15 protein-coding genes are annotated in these 18,100 nt (G+C 69.5%); 7 read left to right on the top strand and 8 right to left on the bottom strand.

Annotated elements, in window-relative coordinates:
* The first annotated feature begins 94 nt into the window (after window positions 1–94).
* The gene (locus ACKTT0_RS02685) at window positions 95–1,390 is read left to right on the top strand and encodes a M20/M25/M40 family metallo-hydrolase (protein ID WP_407847887.1); all 1,296 of its coding nucleotides are present in this window, start codon (window positions 95–97) and stop codon (window positions 1,388–1,390) included.
* A gap of 76 nt (window positions 1,391–1,466) precedes the next feature.
* On the opposite strand, the gene ACKTT0_RS02690 is transcribed toward ACKTT0_RS02685, so the two are convergent.
* Window positions 1,467–2,120 carry a hydrolase gene (locus ACKTT0_RS02690; protein ID WP_407847889.1) on the bottom strand — a complete coding sequence of 218 codons (654 nt, stop codon included), beginning with the start codon at window positions 2,118–2,120 and terminating at the stop codon, window positions 1,467–1,469.
* A 227-nt stretch (window positions 2,121–2,347) separates the two neighbouring features.
* Here ACKTT0_RS02690 and ACKTT0_RS02695 point away from each other — a divergent pair, with 227 nt between their 5' ends.
* Window positions 2,348–3,247: a LysR family transcriptional regulator gene (locus tag ACKTT0_RS02695; protein ID WP_407847891.1), complete on the top strand. Its 900-nt coding sequence runs from the start codon at window positions 2,348–2,350 to the stop codon at window positions 3,245–3,247.
* Window positions 3,248–3,373: 126 nt separating this feature from the next.
* Here the strand turns inward: ACKTT0_RS02695 and ACKTT0_RS02700 are convergent, their stop codons facing one another.
* From ACKTT0_RS02700 to ACKTT0_RS02710, 3 genes are read right to left on the bottom strand one after another with little or no spacing between them, the layout of a single operon-like run.
* Window positions 3,374–4,420 (bottom strand): HlyD family secretion protein, encoded by a 1,047-nt coding sequence (locus ACKTT0_RS02700; protein ID WP_407847894.1) that lies wholly within the window; start codon window positions 4,418–4,420, stop codon window positions 3,374–3,376.
* A 20-nt stretch (window positions 4,421–4,440) separates the two neighbouring features.
* On the bottom strand, window positions 4,441–5,934 hold the full coding sequence (locus ACKTT0_RS02705; RefSeq protein ID WP_407847895.1) for an MFS transporter: 1,494 nt from the start codon (window positions 5,932–5,934) through the stop codon (window positions 4,441–4,443).
* A complete protein-coding gene (locus ACKTT0_RS02710) occupies window positions 5,934–7,415 on the bottom strand; it encodes an efflux transporter outer membrane subunit (protein ID WP_407847896.1) in 1,482 nt (493 codons plus the stop codon). The genes ACKTT0_RS02705 and ACKTT0_RS02710 overlap by 1 nt, the downstream gene beginning before the upstream one ends.
* 108 nt (window positions 7,416–7,523) lie before the next feature.
* On the opposite strand from ACKTT0_RS02710, the gene ACKTT0_RS02715 reads away from it, so the two are divergent.
* The 3 genes from ACKTT0_RS02715 (at window position 7,524) to ACKTT0_RS02725 (ending at window position 9,510) form a co-directional block, all read left to right on the top strand.
* The gene (locus ACKTT0_RS02715) at window positions 7,524–8,159 is read left to right on the top strand and encodes a TetR/AcrR family transcriptional regulator (RefSeq protein ID WP_407847898.1); all 636 of its coding nucleotides are present in this window, start codon (window positions 7,524–7,526) and stop codon (window positions 8,157–8,159) included.
* Between the two features lie 47 nt (window positions 8,160–8,206).
* On the top strand, window positions 8,207–9,049 hold the full coding sequence (locus ACKTT0_RS02720) for a helix-turn-helix transcriptional regulator (protein ID WP_407847899.1): 843 nt from the start codon (window positions 8,207–8,209) through the stop codon (window positions 9,047–9,049).
* Window positions 9,050–9,132: 83 nt separating this feature from the next.
* Window positions 9,133–9,510, top strand: coding sequence for a cupin domain-containing protein (locus tag ACKTT0_RS02725; protein WP_094807472.1), 378 nt, complete (start codon window positions 9,133–9,135; stop codon window positions 9,508–9,510).
* Window positions 9,511–9,531: 21 nt separating this feature from the next.
* On the opposite strand, the gene ACKTT0_RS02730 is transcribed toward ACKTT0_RS02725, so the two are convergent.
* Complete coding sequence (locus tag ACKTT0_RS02730) at window positions 9,532–11,010, bottom strand: SulP family inorganic anion transporter (protein WP_407847900.1); 1,479 nt, start codon at window positions 11,008–11,010, stop codon at window positions 9,532–9,534.
* Window positions 11,011–11,285: 275 nt separating this feature from the next.
* A complete protein-coding gene (locus ACKTT0_RS02735) occupies window positions 11,286–12,242 on the bottom strand; it encodes a Bug family tripartite tricarboxylate transporter substrate binding protein (protein WP_407847902.1) in 957 nt (318 codons plus the stop codon).
* Between the two features lie 117 nt (window positions 12,243–12,359).
* Here ACKTT0_RS02735 and ACKTT0_RS02740 point away from each other — a divergent pair, with 117 nt between their 5' ends.
* Window positions 12,360–13,295, top strand: coding sequence for a LysR family transcriptional regulator (locus ACKTT0_RS02740; RefSeq protein ID WP_407847904.1), 936 nt, complete (start codon window positions 12,360–12,362; stop codon window positions 13,293–13,295).
* A gap of 3 nt (window positions 13,296–13,298) precedes the next feature.
* On the opposite strand, the gene ACKTT0_RS02745 is transcribed toward ACKTT0_RS02740, so the two are convergent.
* Together ACKTT0_RS02745 and ACKTT0_RS02750 are read right to left on the bottom strand one after the other, a co-directional pair.
* Complete coding sequence (locus tag ACKTT0_RS02745; RefSeq protein WP_407847905.1) at window positions 13,299–14,267, bottom strand: Bug family tripartite tricarboxylate transporter substrate binding protein; 969 nt, start codon at window positions 14,265–14,267, stop codon at window positions 13,299–13,301.
* Between the two features lie 53 nt (window positions 14,268–14,320).
* Window positions 14,321–16,663, bottom strand: coding sequence for an acyl-CoA dehydrogenase family protein (locus ACKTT0_RS02750; protein ID WP_407847906.1), 2,343 nt, complete (start codon window positions 16,661–16,663; stop codon window positions 14,321–14,323).
* A 208-nt stretch (window positions 16,664–16,871) separates the two neighbouring features.
* Between ACKTT0_RS02750 and ACKTT0_RS02755 the strand changes: the two genes are divergently transcribed.
* Entirely contained in the window at window positions 16,872–18,092 is a 1,221-nt protein-coding gene (locus tag ACKTT0_RS02755) for a CaiB/BaiF CoA transferase family protein (protein ID WP_407847908.1), read from the top strand.
* The last annotated feature ends 8 nt before the right edge of the window (window positions 18,093–18,100 follow it).

Genomic DNA, 18,100 nt, shown 5'->3' on the forward strand with positions numbered 1-18,100 from the left:
CCCAGGTTATTGACAAGTCAAACGAACTGACTCAGTGTTAGCGCTCGCCTTCAACCCATGAGGAGAGACAACGATGTTGCAGGACGCTCGGCGTGTGGCAGTTGTGTTGGCGGTATCCATGGCGTGCGCGGCGGCGCCCGTCATCGGCAAGGAAGCAATCGAGTCCAGCGCGGCGCACGCCCAGGCCGTGCAGAAGGTGCTGGACTCCGGCGCCTACAAGAAGGCCCTGGCGCTGCTGGACGAACAGCACGGGCGCATCGTCGACGACGGCATCGCCTTGACGGAAATCCCCGCCCCGCCCTTCAAGGAAGCCAAGCGGGCCGAGGCGTTCGCGCAGTTGCTGCGCGACAGCGGCCTGGATGACGTGACGATCGACGAGGAAGGCAATGTGCTGGGCCTGCGCCCGGGCACGGCCGGCGACGACAAGGTCGTGGTGGTGTCGGCCCACATGGACACGGTCTTCCCGGAAGGCACCGACGTCAAGGTCAAGCGCCAGGGCACGCGCCTGGCGGCGCCCGGCATCGGCGACGACACCATGAGCCTGGCGGTCCTGGCCGGCTACGTGCGGGCCATGGACGCCGCCGGCATCCGGACGCGCGACAACATCCTGTTCGTGGGCACCGTCGGCGAGGAAGGCCCCGGCGACCTGCGCGGCGTGCGCCACCTGTTCACCAAGGGCAAGTACCAGGGCAGGATCAAGGCGTTCTTCTCGGTCGAGTCGGGCTCGGTGGCGCGCGTCACGCACGGCGGCGTGGGCTCCAAGCGCTACCGCGCCACCTTCCAGGGGCCGGGCGGGCACAGCTTCGGCGCCTTCGGGCTGGTCAACCCCATGTATGCGCTGGGCCAGGCCGCCACGGCCTTCTCCACGATGGCGGTGCCGGCGCAGCCCAAGACCACCTACAGCATCGGCCGGCTGGGCGGCGGCACCTCGGTCAACTCCATTCCGGTCGAGGCCTGGATGGAGGTCGACATGCGCTCGGAAGACGTCGAGGCGCTCAAGCGCATCGAGCAGCGCTTCCTCGCCATCGTCAAGGAAGCGGTCGCCACCGAGAACTTCGCGCGCTCGACCAAGGAAGGCGAGATCAAGCTCAAGCTCGATCCCATCGGCGACCGGCCGGCCGGCACCACGCCGGTCGATGCCGACATCGTGCAGTACGCGATTTCCGCCATCAAGGCGGGCGGGTACGAGCCCGAGCTGAACCGCAGCTCCACCGATTCGAACCTGCCCATGAGCCTGGGCGTGCCCGCCCTGACGGTCGGCCGGATGGCGCCCGGCAAGTTCGGCCGCGCGCATGCGCTGGACGAATGGATCGACGTCGAGAAGGCGCCCATGGTGAAGGCCATGGGCACGACGCTGGGAACCATCCTGGCGACCTCGGGCATGCAATAGCGCGGCCCCGCGGGGAAGATTCCGCGCGCGATCCGCCGTTTCGGCAGGCTGTGCGCGCGGCCTTCCCCCGCCCGGATTACCTGGCGTTGCCGGGCACCGGCGTGTTGAGCAATTGCTGCTCCCAAAGGTACGCGATGCCGCTGCCGGCGGCATGGTGCTTGAGCACGTCCGTCAGCTCCGCGACGTGCTCGGTGCGGGCCCAGTCGCGCTGCCATTCGGCTGCCAGCGCCAGCCAGGTCATCATGTTCGCGCCCGCCGCCATCATGCGCTGGATGGCGACCTGGTGGGCTTCGAGCGACACGCCGCCCGACGCATCGGTGATCACCGTCACGTCCCAGCCTTCGCCCAGGGCATGGATCACCGGCAGGGCCACGCAGACCTCGGTCCACAGCCCGGCAATGACCAGTTGCTTGCGGCCCGTCGCCTTGACCGCATCCACCACCTTCTGGTCTTCCCAGGTATTGATGGTGGTCCGGTCGATCACCTCCTGGCCGGGAAAGACGTCGGTGATCTGGGGGAAGATGAGCCCGCCGCGATCGGCGATCACGCTGGTCAGGATGGTGGGCACGCCGAAGGCCTTGGCGACCTTCGCCAGCGCGGCCGAATTGTTGACCACCGCCTGCGGATCGTGGCTGTTGAGGTTGGTGAGCTGGTAAGGCTGGTGGTCGATCAGGACGAGTACCGAGTCTTCGGGGCGAAGCAGGGAAGCAAGGCCGTTACGGAAAGTCATGGAGCATCCTTTGTTGCCGTTTGCGGGGATTGGTGTTCCGGACGGCATCCGCCGGGAGCCCGGCAACGCTGTCTGGAACGGCATTCTGAGTTGCCCATGCCCGCGACGGTAGTGCCATTGCGCGAGCAGCTGTGTCGCGCAACCGGGAACGCCCGCCGTGCTATTCCCGTATCGGATACGGCGGTACCATGCCGTGGCGGGCAGTGTCGCGGAACAGGGAACGCAGCATGAATATCGAAGAACTACGGACATTCGTGGAAGTCGCCGATGCCGGAGGAATCTCGCCCGCCGCGCTGCGGCTCGGGGTGTCGAAGTCGATCGTCAGCCGCCGGCTGTTGCGGCTCGAAGCGGAGCTGGGCGCCCAGCTGCTGGCGCGGTCCACCCGCGGCGCTGCCCTGACGGAAGCCGGGGCCACGTTCCGGGACCATGCCGCCAGGGTCTGCGCCGAGATCGACGCGGCCCGCGAAACCATCGCGCCCGCCGGCGAACTGCGTGGCCGCCTGCGGGTCGCCGCGCCGCTTTCGGTCGGCCTGACCCACTTCGCTCCCGTGCTCGCGGAAATGGCGCGGCGCCATCCCCGGCTGCATATCCAGGCCTGCTACAGCGACCGCTTCGTCGATCTCATCGCCGAGGGCTACGACTGCGCGATACGGGTGGGCTATCTGCCGGACTCGAACCTGGTCGCCAGGCGCATCGGCCCGATCCACGGCAAGCTGGTGGCGAGTCCGGACTACGTCAAGGCGCACGGCGCGCCCGAAACGCCGGACGAACTCGCCGCCCATCAGGCGCTCATGCAGGGCACGGAAGCCTGGCAGCTCACGGACGGCGACAAGGTCGTCACGGTGCGTCCGCGCGGCCGCTTCAAGGCCGACAACGGCACGGCGCTGGTCGCCGCCGCCGTGGCGGGGCTCGGGATCGCCTACCTGCCCGATTGGCTCACCCACGAGCATGTGGCCGCTGGGGCGCTCGTGCCGGTCATGACGCGTCATCCGCCGCCCGCCGCGGGCGCTTATGTCGTGCGCCCGCCAGGCCAGCACCCCGCACGCCAGGTGCGCGTTCTCACCGAGCTCCTGATCGAGTATTGCAACCGGACTTCACACCCCGCGCGAGCCGCCGCCCCTGCGTGAATGGCGCGCCGCCCTGGGCCTGCCGCCGCGCAGCGGCTGCCGGCCCAGGGCGGCGCCGTGAAAAAAAAGCCGCCCGCAGGCGGCCAAGGGGGTTGCCCCCCGGGAGGAACCGGCCCTGGCCCCACGCTATGGGGAATCCGGGCCAGGACCGGTCTCGATCTCGGGCCGCACCGACATGCCCATGCGCAGGCGCGCGAGCGCCGGCTGGCCGGCATCGAACTCGATGCGCACCGGAATGCGCTGCACGATCTTGGTGAAATTGCCAGTGGCGTTATGCGGCGCGATGGGCGCGTAGCTGACGCCGCTGGCCGGTCCCAGGCTGGCGACCCGGCCCGTCAGTTCGATACCGGGCAAGGCGTCGACCGCCATCCGCACGCGCTGCCCGGGCCGCACCCGCGCCAGTTGCGTCTCGCGGAAATTCGCTTCCACATACGCGTGTTCCAGCGGCACGATGGCCAGCAGCGGCTTGCCGGCCTGGACCTGCGCGCCGACCCGCAGTGTCCGGTGGCCCACCATGCCGCCCACCGGCGCCTTAATACGCGTATAGGAAAGCTGCAGTTGCGCGGCCGTGCGCGCCGCCTCGGCCTGGGCCAGGCTGGCGCGGGCGCTGCGCAGTTGCGCCTCGAGCACATCGGCCTGGCGGTGCGCCGCCTCGAGCGCGGCCAAGTGCTGCGCGCGCCCTGCCTGCAGCACATCCAGCCGCGATTGCGCCTGCTGCCGCTGCTGCACCGTGCCCGACCCTTCGGCCGCCAGACTGCGATAGCGCGCCAGCTCGGCGCGCGCCAGCGACAGCGAGGCGTCGTCGGCGTCGATGGCGGCGGCGGCCTGGCGGATGGCGGCCTGCTGGCGCGCCTGCTGCGCCTGCAGGGCGTCAATGGCGGCCCGCGCACCGTCCACCCGGGCGCGGGCGCCGGCCAGCGCGGTGGCGAAATCGCGGTCATCCAGCGTGGCCAGCAGATCGCCCGGCGCGACTTGCTGGTGATCCTCGACCAGTACCTGGCTGATCGTGCCGGCCACGCGCGGCGCCACCACGGTGAAGTCGGCGTGCACGTAGGCGTAGTCGGTGGCCTGGCGCGCGGCGGCGCTCTCCGGCCGGTCGAGCCACAAGGCGCCGCCCAGCAGGGCCGCAGCCGCCAACAGCACGCCGGCACGGGCGTTCCTGGAAAAAGCCATGATGCGATCTATCCGTGTCGTCATTGAGAAGAACCCGGCGGCGCCTGGCGATGCAGGCTCAGCACCAGGGGGATCAGCAGCAGCGCCAGCAGGCCGGCGGCGCGATACGCATCGGCCGTGGCCAGCACGAAGGCCTGCTCGCGGACTGGCCCGGCCAGCGCGGCCAGCCCGTCCGCATCCGGCAGGGTGTCCTGCACCCGGCCCAGGCGGTCCAGCAAGGCGTCGGCATGCCAGCGCTCGCGCACCACCAGCACCTGGCCGATGACCGTGCCGCCCAGCAGCGTGCCGAGCGCGCGCAGCGTGTTGATGGTGCCTGTCACATAGGGGCCTTCCGGCGGCTGCACCACGCTGGTCGCCAGGAACAGCATCGACACCACCGCCATCGGCTGCCCCGCCGCGTGCAACAGTTGCACCCAGGCGAACTGCTGCCAGACCCAGCTCGAGTCGAGCCGCGCGCTCTGCCAGCAGGCGCAGGCGATCAGCGCCAGGCCCAGGCTGAAGACCAGCCGCGCATCGACCCAGCGGCGATACAACAGCGCCGCGACGGCCGGCGCCAGCACCAGCTGGGCCAGCGCGATGATCAGGCCGACAGGCGCGCTCTGCTGCGCGCGGTAGCCCCACGCTCGCCCCAGGTAGCCGAGCGGCAGCAGCGAAGCGCACAGCACCAGCGTCAGCATGCAGAAGAAAATGGTGAAGCCCAGCCCCAGATTGCGCCGCGACAGCATGCGCAGCCGCAGGAACGGATCCGGGTGGCGCCATTCGGTAGCCAAGTAGGCCGCCAGCAGCACCAGCCCCGCATAGGCGCAGAACACCACCAGGCGCGAGTGGATCGTATCCAGGCGGACCGCCTGGTCCAGCGCCACCGCCAGCAGGCCCAGGGCAGCCGCGCCGCACGCCAGCCCGGCCCAGTTGCACTGGCGCCAGCGGGCGGCGCGCGCCGGTTCGCGCGGCAGGCCCCAGCCGGCCAGCGCCGCCGCCAGGGCCAGCAACGGCACACATTGCCAATACACCAGCCGCCAGTCGGCGAAGCCGTCCGTCCACACGCCGACCAGCCAGACCGCGATGGTGGAAGCGAATGTGGCGGTCAGGGAATACAACGCCAGCCCGTACAACTTGACGCGCGGCGGCAGGAACTTCAGCGCCGCCATCATCAGCAGGGGAATCAGCGCCCCGCCCGCCAGGCCCTGCAGCGCGCGCAGCGCCAGCATCAGCTCCAGGCTGCGCGCCAGCGGCAGCGCCAGCGCGGCCAGGCCGGACAGGCCGATGGCCCACAACACGAAGCGCCGCACCGACAAGGTGATGGCGAACCAGGCGGCGAACGGCATGGCGATCAGCTCGGCGGCCGCGTGCGCGGTGCCCAGCCAGGACGCGGCATCGAAGCCGAACCCCAGGGCGCCGCGCAGGTCGGCCAACGCCAGCGCGCCCATGCGGCCGGCCAGGCTGGCCGTGGTGGCGGCCACGAAAATGCCCAGCAGCCCGCAAACCGGGCGTACGGGCGAACCGGCGGCGTCCACTAGCGCTCTCCGCGCGCCAGGCGCGGCGCGGCCGGACGGTCCGCGTCGGCCTGCGCGGGCGGCTGCCAGCCGCCGCCCAGCGCCTTGTACAAGGCCACCACCGCCAGGGCCGCGTCGGTCTGGCCCGCGTCCAGGGCCAGGCGCGCTCCCAGCAGCGCCTGCTCGGCCCGGTTCACGGCCAGCCGGTCGGCGGCGCCGGCGCGGTAGGCATCCGCGACATGCCGCAGCGCCTGCCGCTGCTGCGCATGGGCGTCTTGCAGCGCGCGCTGGCGGCGCTGCTGCGCGGACCAGGCGTCGAGCGCGTCGTCGATCTCGTGCCAGGCCCGCAGCACGGCGGCGCGATAGGCGATGGCGGCTTCCTGCTGGCGCGCCTCGGTGAGCGCCAGCCGGGCCTTGAGCCGCCCGCCCTCGAAGATCGGCAAGTAAATCGCCGGCCCCAGCAAGAACTGCCGCGACGCCCAGTCGCCCAGGTCCTCGCTGTCGAAAGCCTCGCTGCCGAAGCGGCCGATCAAGTCGATGCGCGGATAGAAATCGGCCTTGGCCACGCCGATGGCGGCGGTCGCCGCATGCAGGCGGGCCTCGGCCTGGCGGATGTCGGGACGCCGCCGCGCCAGCTCCGACGGCAGGCCGACCGGCAGGACGGGCGGCGCCGGCGGCCGCGGCGCCGCACCCGCCAGCTCGGCGTCCAGCGCGCGCGGCGGCGCGCCGACCAGCAGGGCCAGCGCATTGAGCAGCGCGTCGCGGCGCTGCTCGAATTCGGCGATGCGTGCCTGCAGGCCATCCAGTTGCGCCCGCGCCGCGGCGATTTCCTGCAAAGTCGCCGCGCCATGGTCGCGGCGGCTGCGCAGCAAGGTCCAATGGCGCACGGCCGCGACGCGCAGCTCGAGCGCGGTGGCCAGCGCGGACTGGGCGCCGCGCAGCCGGAAATAGGCGGCCGCCGTTTCCGCCGCCAGCGCCACGCGCAGCGCTTCGCGCTCGTACGCGCTGGCGCGCGCCGCCGCGCCGGCGCCCTCGCGCAGGCGGCGCGCGCGGCCCCACAGATCCAGCTCCCAGCTTGCATCGAACCCGACTCGCCAGTAATCGAACGGATCGGTGCTGGCGCCCATGGCCACGAACTTGCCATGCTCGCTGACGGCTTCGCGCGATACGCTGCCGCCTATTGCCAGCCGCGGCCAAGCCGCGGCCGCGGCGATGCCGGCGCGCGCCCGGCTCTGCGCGACACGGCTGGCGGCCGCCTGCAGGTCCAGATTGCCGGCCGCCACGCGTGCCTGCAACTGATCCAGCACCGGGTCACCGAATAGTCGCCACCATTGTTCTGGCACCTCCCCAGCGTGCAGCGCCGCGCCGGCCGCCGGCTGGCGCGGCGCCAGCACGGCATGCGTCAGGGCGTCCGGCGGCGGCGCGAAATCCGGCCCGACGGCGCAGCCGCCCAGCAGCGCCGCCAGCGCGACGCCGGCCAGGCGCCGCGGCAAGCTGTTCATCCAGGGAGGTTCTAGTGGGCTCATTTGAACTATACCGAACGGTTCGGTTCGATACATTATGAGCAGCTTGTGGTAATGTCAAGAAAAATCGAACCGATAGGTACAGATATGAATGCCCCCCCTGCCGCGCCGCTCGGCGAGAAGGCCCGGGCCGTCCTGGCGGGCGCGCGCCGGGTCTTCCTGGAGCACGGCTTCAGCGCCGCGTCGACCGACATGATCCAGCGCGCGGCCGGCGTATCGAAGTCCACGGTCTACGCCCACTTTCCCACCAAGGAAGCCCTGTTCATCGCGGTCATCGAAGCCGAGTGCGCCTCGTTCATGGACACCGTGCGGCGCATCGATTTCCGCCCTGGCGCCCTGTCCGACACACTCAAGGCGCTGGCCGTGCGCTACCTCGAAGTGGTGCTGTCGCCCGCCGCGCTGGCGCTGTTCCGCGTCACCGTGGCGGACGCCCCGCGCTTCCCGCAACTGGCGCGCACCTTGTACCTGGCCGGGCCGCACGTCATGACCGCGATGGTCGCCGAACATCTGGCGCGCGCCGCGCAGGCGGGCGAAATCGATCTCGCCGAGCCGGGACGCGACGCCGCCGCCAGCCTGTTCGTCAGCATGGTGCGCGGCGAACCGCACGTCGAATACCTGACCCATCCCGACGCCCGCCCCACCGAAGCGCAGCTCGACCAATGGGCCACGCTGGCGGTCGGCACCTTCCTGCGGGCCTATGGGCGTACGCCCGCAGGCAAGTAGCATCGACAGGCCCGCCCAACCTCGCGTGCCGCGCGCCGGAGCCGCTCATGCCCAGAATCCTCGAACCTGGCGATTATTTCGGCGCCACCCTGCCGCGCTACCACGACGACGGCATCGCCATCGCCGAAACGCGCTTCGCCGCCGATCTCGTCATTCCGCAGCACGAGCACCTGAATCCGTTCTTCTGCTTCGTGCTGAACGGACACGGCACGCGTTCATGGCCAGCGCGCGCCGGCGCCGACCGGCCCATGGCGTTGACCCTGTTCCCGGCCGGCATGCCGCACGCCAACCGCTGGTACGGCGGCGGCGGCGAGGCATTGCACGTGGAATTCTCGCCCCTCTGGCTGGAACGGCTGGGCGGCCATGCAGGCGTACTGCGCACGCCCAGCGACTTCGCCGCCGGCGCGCCGGTCTCATTGATGCGCCGGCTGGTGGCCGAATGCCGCGAGCCCGATACGGCCACGCCCCTGGCCGTCGAAGGCCTGGTGCTCGAGTTGGTGGCCGCGTGCGCGCGCTCGACTGCCGCCCGCACCGCCGCCGGCCGGCGCCGCGCATGGCTGGATCGCGTCGAAGCGATGTTGCGCGAACGCTTCCATGAAAACCTGGCGCTGGACGAGATCGCCGCCGCCAGCCATGTCTCCGCCGACCACCTGGCGCGCGAATTCCGCAAGCGCTTCGGCTGCAGCGTGGGCGAATACGTGCGCCAGCTGCGGCTGGAGTTCGCCTGCCGGCAATTGGCGGTCGGGGGCGAACCGCTGGCGCGCATCGCGCAGGCCGCAGGCTTCGCCGACCAGAGCCATTTCACGCGCGTGTTCCGCCGCGCCATGGGCGCGACGCCGGCGGCCTATCGCGCCCAGCTCGCGCCGCATCGCTGCCGTTCCAGGAATTGACGCCGGCGTTCAAGACCGGCGCGCCGCGCCGGCATAGAGTCTGCCTGCATCGCCGCATTCCGCCGGCGCCCAGGAGAGCTCCCATGAACACCGCCCCGTTTCCCTATCTGACGCGACTCGACGTGCTGCACGGCGCCGGCGAGCGCATCGACGTGCCCGCGCTGGTCGCCGCCAATACCCACCCCTGGTACAACCAGACGCTCTGCCGCGTCAACGATTCAGTGGTCCGCCTGGGCGTGGTACAGGGCGAATATCACTGGCACAAGCACGATACCGAAGACGAGTTCTTCTATGTGGTCAGCGGCAATCTGCTGATCGACCTGGAAGACCGCACGGTCGACCTGCAGCCCGGCCAGGCCGTCGTCGTGCCCAAGGGCACCCGCCACCGCCCGCGCGCGCCCGGCCAGACCGTGATGCTGATGGTCGAAGGCGCCGGTATCGTGCCCACCGGCGACGCCTGACGGCGCGCGGCCGCCGCCCCGTCAGTGGGACGCCGCCGCCGCGCGACCCGGCTTGTCATGGGTGCCGTAGCGTTCGATCATGGTGCGGCTGGCGCGGTTCAGACCGGCCACATCGACCGCCACGCCATGGCGGCGGAACTTGTGCACCACCCGGTCCAGCGCGTCGACCGCCGTGATGTCCCAGAAATGCGCGTGCGACAGGTCGATGCACACCGCCGGCACCTCCTCGTGGAAATCGAACGCCGCCACCATCGCCTCGGACGACGCGAAGAAAACCTGGCCATGCACCGAGTAGCGCCGCAGCGCCCCGCCCTCGTCCAGCGCCGACTCGACGCGCAGCACGCCGTGCACCTTGGAGGCAAAAAACACCGCGCTCAACAGCACCCCCACCAGCACGCCGAGCGCCAGGTTGTGGGTCGCCACCACGACCGCCACGGTCGCCAGCATCACCGCCGACGAAGTCTTGGGATGAGTCGCCAGGTTGCGCAGCGAGGTCCAGTTGAAGGTGCTGATCGACACCATGATCATCACCGCCACCAGGGCGGCCATGGGAATCTGCCGGGCCCAGGGGCCCAGGAACACCACCAGCACCAGCAGCACGGCGCCCGCCGTGAAAGTGGACAGGCGGCCGCGCCCGCCAGACTTCACGTTGATGACGGACTGGCCGATCATGGCGCAGCCCGGCATGCCGCCGAGCAGGCCGGCCGCGATGTTGGCCAGGCCCTGGCCCTTGCATTCGCGGTTCTTGTCGCTGGGCGTGTCGGTGAAATCGTCGATGATGGAAGCGGTCATCAGCGATTCCAGCAGGCCTACCGCGGCCACGGTCACGGCATAGGGGAAGATGATCGACAAGGTCCGCCAGTCCAGCGGCACGCCGGGCAGCGCGAACGTGGGCAGCTGCTCGGGGAATGCGCCCATGTCGCCCACGGTGCGGATCGGCAGCTCCAGCCACATGGCGATCGCAGTCAGCACCACGATGCACACCAGCGGCGACGGAATGGCCCGGCTCAGGCGCGGGAACAGATAGATGATGGCCAGTCCACCCGCCGTCATGGCGTAGACCGTCCAGTGCACGCCGGTCAGCTCGGGCAGCTGGGCCAGGAAGATCAGGATCGCCAGCGCATTGACGAAGCCGGTGATGACCGAGCGCGACACGAAGCGCATCAGCGCGCCCAGCCGCAGCAGGCCGGCGCCGATCTGCAGCAGGCCGGCCAGCACGGCGGTGGCGAACACATACTGCACGCCATGGTCGCGCACCAGCGAGGCGATCACCAGCGCCACGGCGCCGGTGGCGGCCGAGATCATGCCTGGCCGCCCCCCGGCGATGGCGCAGACGACCGCGATACTGAACGCGGCGTACAAGCCCACCTGGGGATCGACGCCGGCGATGATGGAAAAAGCCAGGGCCTCGGGAATGAGGGCGAGCGCGACGACGATGCCGGCCAGCAGGTCGCCGCGGACATTGCCGAGCCAGTCCCGGCGCAATGTGGAAAACGTCATGGAATATTCAAGCAGGAATGGTGCTGCAAGGCAGCGCAGGCCATCGGCAGAAGAGTCGCGCGCAATGCGGGAGCGGCCGGTCGACCGGCGCCCGCCACCGCATGACAGCGCGGCGCGCGGCAGCGCGCCCGTCCGCGAATCTTCGTCCGAGGAGTTCAGGAGGAAGATTCGGCTGATGTCACATGGGTAGGCGCGGGCAGGGAATGCGGAGTGAAGGCCGGATTGTACACAGCCCGGCTGCCGCTACCGTTGGCTGGAAGTATGGAAGGAATGACTCAGTCGGCGCCGATATGCTGTCGTTCGATGATCTCGCGCCAGCGGGCTGCTTCTTCGCGGTTGAACTGCGCGAAGGCCGCCGGCCCCTGCGGCGCGCCAATCAGCCCCAGCCCCTTGATCCTGTCCTTTACCGAGGCGGTTTCGCTCACCGCCAGGATAGCCTTGGCCAGTTGCGCCCGCAGATCGCCCGGCGTCGAGGCCGGCAGGTAGAACCCGAACCAGCTGCTGGATACGACATCGGCGACACGACCGCTCTCATTTACCGTGGGCAGGTCCGGCAGGTCGTCCAGCCGCTGCGCGGTCGCCACCGCCAGCGCGCGGATCTTGCCCTCGCGCGCGTAGGGCATCGACTGCATGGTGTCGAAATAGGCGTTGACCTGGCCGCCCAGAAAATCTTTCATGGCGGCCCCCGTCCCCTTGTAGGGCACCTGGATGACTTCTATGCCCGCCCTGGCGGCGAACAATTCCGCCGCCAGGTGCGGGCTGGACCCCACGCCGGACGAGGCAAAGCTGAGCTTGCCCGGATGCGCGCGGGCGAAATCGATCAGTTCGCCGACATTGCGGGCCGGCACCGAGGGATGCACATACAGCACGTTCGGCGCCAGCGCCACGCGCCCCAGCGGCGCCAGGCTGGCCGGCTCGTAAGGCATCTGCTTCAGCATGTACGGGTTGGTCACCATGCCAACGCTGCCCACCAACAGGGTATAGCCGTCGGCCGGCGCGCGGGCCACGGCGGCCGCGCCGATGGAGGCGCCGCCACCCGGCCTGTTTTCCACCACCACGGGCTGGCCCCAGCGCCGGCCCAGCGCATCGGCATACAGGCGCGCAATGTTGTCGGTCAGGCCGCCGGGCGAATACGGCACGACGATGGTCACGGGCCTGGCGGGAAAATCCGCCGCGGCGGCGGGCGCGGCGAATGCCGTTAAACTGGCCAGCAGAAATAGAAAGCGGCGCATGGGGGTCTCCTCGTAGTCGTGGCGTATGGCCGTTGCATACGGCGCTGTTGGCAGTCTATTGGCGTCCCTGCCCGCATACGAGCGCCGCACCTGCAAACCAGAATTGCGACAAATGACATGGCTACGCGTACGCCCCAATGGGATCTGCAACGACTATCGATCTTCATGAGCGTGGCCTCGGCCGGCAGCCTCAAGGGCGCGGCGAATGCGCTGGGCTTGCCCCAATCCGCGATCAGCAGGCAGATCACGCGCCTCGAAAGCCAATGCAATGGCCGCCTGTTCAGCCGTACCGGCCGGGGGATGGTGCTGACCGAGCTGGGCGAACGCCTGATGCCGCAGATCGATCGCCTGCTGGACCAGGCCGACGAGCTGTCCGGCGTCGTGGCGGAAAGCGCTGCCCAGCCCTTCGGCGAGGTGACGGTCGGCGCCCTGCCGTCGTTGTACCTGTCCGCCATCGTGCCGCTGTTCTTCGCGCTGCGCGACCAGCACCCCGGCATCAAGCTGCGCATTCTCGAAGGTTCGGGCGGCCAGATCGACCAATGGCTCGGCAATGGCGAGGTGGATATCGGCCTGCCCTATCGATACGGGCCCTCGGCCGCCAACGATGCGGATCTGCTGTTCGACCTGGCTTCCTATCTGGTCGGCAGGCCCGGCGCGCCGCTGCTGGGACGCGACCATATCGCCTTCGCCGATCTCGACGGCGTGCCGCTCGTACTGCCGGGGCGTCCCAGCGCGGTCAGGCTGCTGCTGGACCAGATCGCCCGGCGCGCCGGCATCTCGATCAACGTGGTGTTCGAAGCCGACTCCACCCAGCTGCAAAAAGCGCTGGCCGCGGGCGGCGGCGGCTACACGGTGCTTCCGATGCACGTGGTGCGCGACGAGATCGCGGCCGGCAAGATGCAGGCGGTGCGCATCGTCGAGCCGCAGTTGCGCCGCGGCCTGGTCCTGGCCGTGACGCGGGCCCGTCCGGCCTCGCTGGCCGTGCGCTCGGTAGTGGCGCTGCTGCGCCAGCACTTCGGCTCCGAGAGAGTGATGCGCAAGTTCCTGGACTAGGGCCTATTCCAGGCGGGCGCCCGAGACTTCGATCACTTGCCTCCATTTGGCGGCCTCGCGCTGCACGATGGCGGCCATTTCCTGCGGCGTGCTGCTCTCCGGCAGCAGGCCCACATCGATCATGCGCCGCTGCAGGTCGGGCTGGGCAAGCACCTGCGCCACCGCGGCGTTCAGCTTGTCGATCACGGCGGCGGGCGTGCCGGCCGGCACCGTCAGGTAATTCACGGGCGACGCGTCGAAACCGGCCAGATCGTCCGCGATGGGCGGCACGCCGGGCAGCATGGGCAGCGATTGGGGCGTCGTCACACCCAGCGCCTTGACTGCGCCGGACTGGATGTGCGGCAGGTAGACGGCGACACTGTCGATGGCGATCTCGACCGTGCCGCCCAGCACGTCGCGCAGCGCGGCGCCCGTGCCCGGATAAGGCACGTGGTCGATCTCGATGCTGGCCATGGCCTTGAACAGTTCGCCGGCCAGGTGGCTCGATGCGCCGATCCCGGCGCTGGCAAAGCGCACCTCATGCGGGTGGGCCTTGGCGTAGGCCACCAATTCTCGCACCGAGGCGACGGGCAGCCTCTTGCCCGCCACCAGCACGCTGGGCACGACCGCCAGCTTGGACACAGGCACCAGGTCCTTCTGCGGATCGTACGGCAGGCTTTTCATAAGATAGGGATTGGTGATTTGCGGGCCCGGTGTCGTGTACAGCAGGGTATAGCCGTCCGGCGCCGCGCGTGCCACCTGGGTGGCCCCAATGGTGCCGCCTGCGCCCGGCTTGTTTTCCACCACCACAGGTTGGCCGAGGACCTTGCCGAGCGGTTCAGCCACCAGACGTGCCGTCAGGTCGGCGCCGCCGCCGGGCGCGAATGGCACGATCAGGCGCAGGGGATGGTCCGGATAATCCCCTGCCTGAGCCGGCGCCATGGGAACCAATGCGGCGAATAATGCAATAGCGTGCAAAAGACTGCGCAGCATGATGTTGTCTCCTGTTTGTAGGTTCTGTTCAAGATACTGGGCACAACGGCGCTTCAGGCCGGCAACCCAAGCACGTGCTTGGCGAGGATATTGCGCTGTATTTCATTGGTGCCGCCGTAGATCGTGGTAATTGCCGAGTTGTACAGGCGCCCGGCCGGCGTGACGCGCGTGTCGCCCGCCACATGCGAACCGGCATCGCCGCCATGCTCGGCGGTGGCCTCAACCACCTGCATGGCGATGCGCGAGTACACCTCGGTCGCCCATACCTTCAGCAGGGATACGCTGGGCGGCAGCTTCTCGCCGCGCTTGACCATGTCGGCGTATTCCGCGTACAGCGACTGCAAGTCAGCCACATCCAGCAGCGACGCCGCGTACATGGCCTTGAAGCGCTCGCTGGCGAACAGCCCCGCGGCCTCGCCAACACGCCGCAACTGGTTCAGGGCGTAGCGGGCCTGTGCCGGGCTGCCGACAAAGATGCGTTCGAATTCGAGAAGCGCCTTGGCGATGGTCCAGCCCTGGTTGAGTTCGCCCACCAGGTTGCTCTGCGGTACTCGCACCGCGTCGAAGAACACTTCGCAGAACTCTTCTTCGCCGCCGATATTTCGGATGGGACGCACCGTGATGCCCGGCGTTTTGATGTCGGCCAGCAGGAAGCTGATCCCGGCCTGCTTCTTGGCGGTCTTGTCAGTGCGCACCAGCATGAAAATATGCGTCGCATCCTGCGCCAGCGTGGTCCAGATCTTCTGCCCCGTCACGATGAAGTCGTCGCCGTCCGGCACGGCCTCGGTGCGCAGCGAAACCAGGTCGGAGCCGGCATTGGGTTCGGAATAGCCCTGGCACCAGACGTGATCGCCGGCGATGATGCGCGGCAGGTACTTGCGGCGCTGCGCCTCGGTCCCGTAGCGGATCAGGATGGGGCCGATGTTGATAATGCCCTGGTCGGGCATGCGGGCTACCCCATGGGCTTCCATTTCCTCGACCATGGCGATGATGCGCTCCGGCCCGAGCGCCATGCCGCCGTGCTCCCTGGGCCAGGCAGGCGCCAGCCAGCCCTTGCGGGCGAGCGCCAGGTACCAGGGACGCATTTCATTCCAGTGCAGCCGCTGCGGCGGATGGCGCAGATGCGCGGGGTAGTATTGCCGGATGAATGATCGCACGCGCGCCCGGAACTCTTCCTCGGGGATCGCATTCCAGTCGATGCCGGCGTCCGATTCCGGCGGTTCAGGCGGCAGGTCCGGCGCGCCCGCATGGCGGTCGCCGTCGTCCTGCCAGTAGTGCAGGGCCAGCCCGCGGTTTTCCTGGACCCCGCCCAGCCAGCTGCACAAATGCAGCGCACGCTTGAGATACAGGCCGACATCGCACTCGTCGGTATATCCGATGGCGCCATGCATCTGGATCGCTTCGCGCGTCATGTGCAGCGCGGCGTGCGCGCAGCGGCTCTTCAGGCGCGCTGCCCAGGCCTGGAAGTCCGCGCCTGCCACCTCGGCAGCGCCGGCCGCATCCTGCAGCACCGCCTGCGCCAGCCGCACCTGGAGGTGGGCGTCCACCATCCGGTGCTGCAAGGCCTGGTTCGCGCCAATCGGGCGGTTGAACTGGACACGGGTCTTCAGATAGTCCAGCGTCAGGTCATGCGCCTGCAGCGCGATGCCCAGCAACTCGGCCGCCTGCGCCACGCGCGTCTGGCAGTTGGCCGCCGCCACCGCCATCTCGACTGCCGCGCCATGCGCCAGCAGCGCATCGCCGTCGAGGGCAACGTCGTGGAACGACAACGTCGCCGCCGGCGTCCCGTCGACGCGCTCGTGCACGCTGACCTCCAGCCCCTGCGCATCCGCGGCCAGCCAGCACAGCGCCGGCTCCTGGCCGCGACGGCATACCACCAGCCAGCCGTCCGCCCCGGCGGGATAGACCCATTGCTTGCGGCCGCTCAACACATCGCCGTCCGGCCGCGCCGCCAGGGCGACCGCCGGCGGCTCGAACTCCAACTGCCGGGCGCTTTCCTGCCAGGCCAGCCCCACAACGCGGCGGCCGGCGGCGATATCGGCCAGCAGCGCGTCGCGAGGCCCGCCGGACGGCAAGGCGTTCAACGTCGCTACCGCCTGCACGCCCACGGCAATGACGGGCTCAGGCAGCGGATGCCGGCCGATCTCGCACGCGATGGCGGCAAATTCCCGCAGGCCCAGCCCCAGCCCGCCATGCCGCTCGGCAACCAGCAGTCCTGGCCAGCCAGCCTGCGCGAGCTTGGACCAGGTCGAACGTTCGAAGCCTGGCAGCGTGCCGCGCAGGGCCCGCAACCGCGATAACGGACTTTCCTGCCGGAGCAGATCCCTGGCGCTGTCGTGGAACGCGCGTATCACTTCGGCATCCGCGCCACTGCCCATCACTCGACCTTCCTGCATCAGTCCTCCATCCCTCGGGTTGCATCTCCCGGCGAGTCTAGGAGCAAACCGCCACAGCGGGCGCACGCCGCCGGCAAACCAGAATTGACGGAATTGCAATGGGCGCGGATTGCACGCGGCCGCATAACAGCCTTGCCGATCGCGGCATCCTGCCATGACGCTATCCGCCTAGACTTGTCGCATCACACAGTCGTCAAGGAGAATGGCTTTGCAGCCGCTGTTATCGAACATCAAGGTGCTGGACCTGAGCCGGGTGCTGGCCGGCCCGTGGGCCAGCCAGATACTGGCCGACCTGGGCGCCGACGTCATCAAGGTCGAGCGCCCGGGGCGCGGCGACGATACGCGCGCCTGGGGTCCGCCTTTCCTCAAGGATCGCGACGGCGCCGACACCACCGATGGCGGCTACTTCGTCGCCACCAATCGCGGCAAGCGCTCCATCACGATCGACCTGCAGACGCCCGAGGGGCAGGATCTGGTCCGCCAGCTGTGCCGCGACGCCGATGTCGTGCTGGAGAACTACAAGGTCGGCACGCTGGCGCGCCTGGGCCTGGACTACGCCACGCTCTCGCGGATCAATCCCCGGCTGGTGTATTGCTCGGTCACCGGCTTCGGCCAGAGCGGCCCGCGCGCGCCGGAGCCGGCCTACGACTTCCTCATCCAGGCCATCGGCGGCCTGATGAGCTTCACCGGCGAACGCGACGACAAGCCCGGCGGCGGTCCGCAGAAAGTCGGGGTGCCTATCGTCGACCTGACCACCGGCGTGTATGCCGCCCTCGGCATCTTGGCGGCGCTGCTGCGCCGGGCCCAGGTCGGCGCCGGCGAGTACATCGACGTGGCCATGCTCGACGTACAGGTCGGGCTGCTGGCAAACCAGGCGATGAACTTCCTGCTCGGCAACCGGGTGCCGCGCCGCACCGGCAACGCCCATCCCAACATCCAGCCGCAACGCACGTTCGCCTGCGCGGATGGCGACATTGTGCTGGTCGTCGGCAACGACCAGCAGTTCGCCGCGCTGTGCCACACCATCGGACGGCCCGAGCTGGCCGGCGACGAGCGCTACGCAACCAACGGCCAGCGCGTGCGCAACCAGTCCGCGCTCGATCCCCTCCTGGACGCCGCGTTCGCCGCCCGGCCGCGCGCCTACTGGCTCGATGCGCTCAAGCAGGCGGGCGTGCCCGCCGGGTCGATCAACACGGTGCCGGAGGTCTTCGCCGATCCGCAAGTGCGGCATCGCGACATGCTGCGCCACCTGCCGCATCCGGTTGCCGGCAGCGTCCCGCAGGTCATGAACCCGTTGAAATTCGGCGCCTCCGGCCTGCGGGCCGACTTGGCGCCGCCCCTGCTGGGGCAACACACCGAAGAGATCCTGGCGGAACTCGGCCTGGGCGCCGAACAGATCCAGGACTATCGCAACCGCAACATCATCTGAACCGGAGA

The sequence above is a fragment of the Bordetella saccharivorans genome (assembly GCF_045862855.1).
Lineage (GTDB): Bacteria > Pseudomonadota > Gammaproteobacteria > Burkholderiales > Burkholderiaceae_B > Bordetella_A > Bordetella_A petrii_F.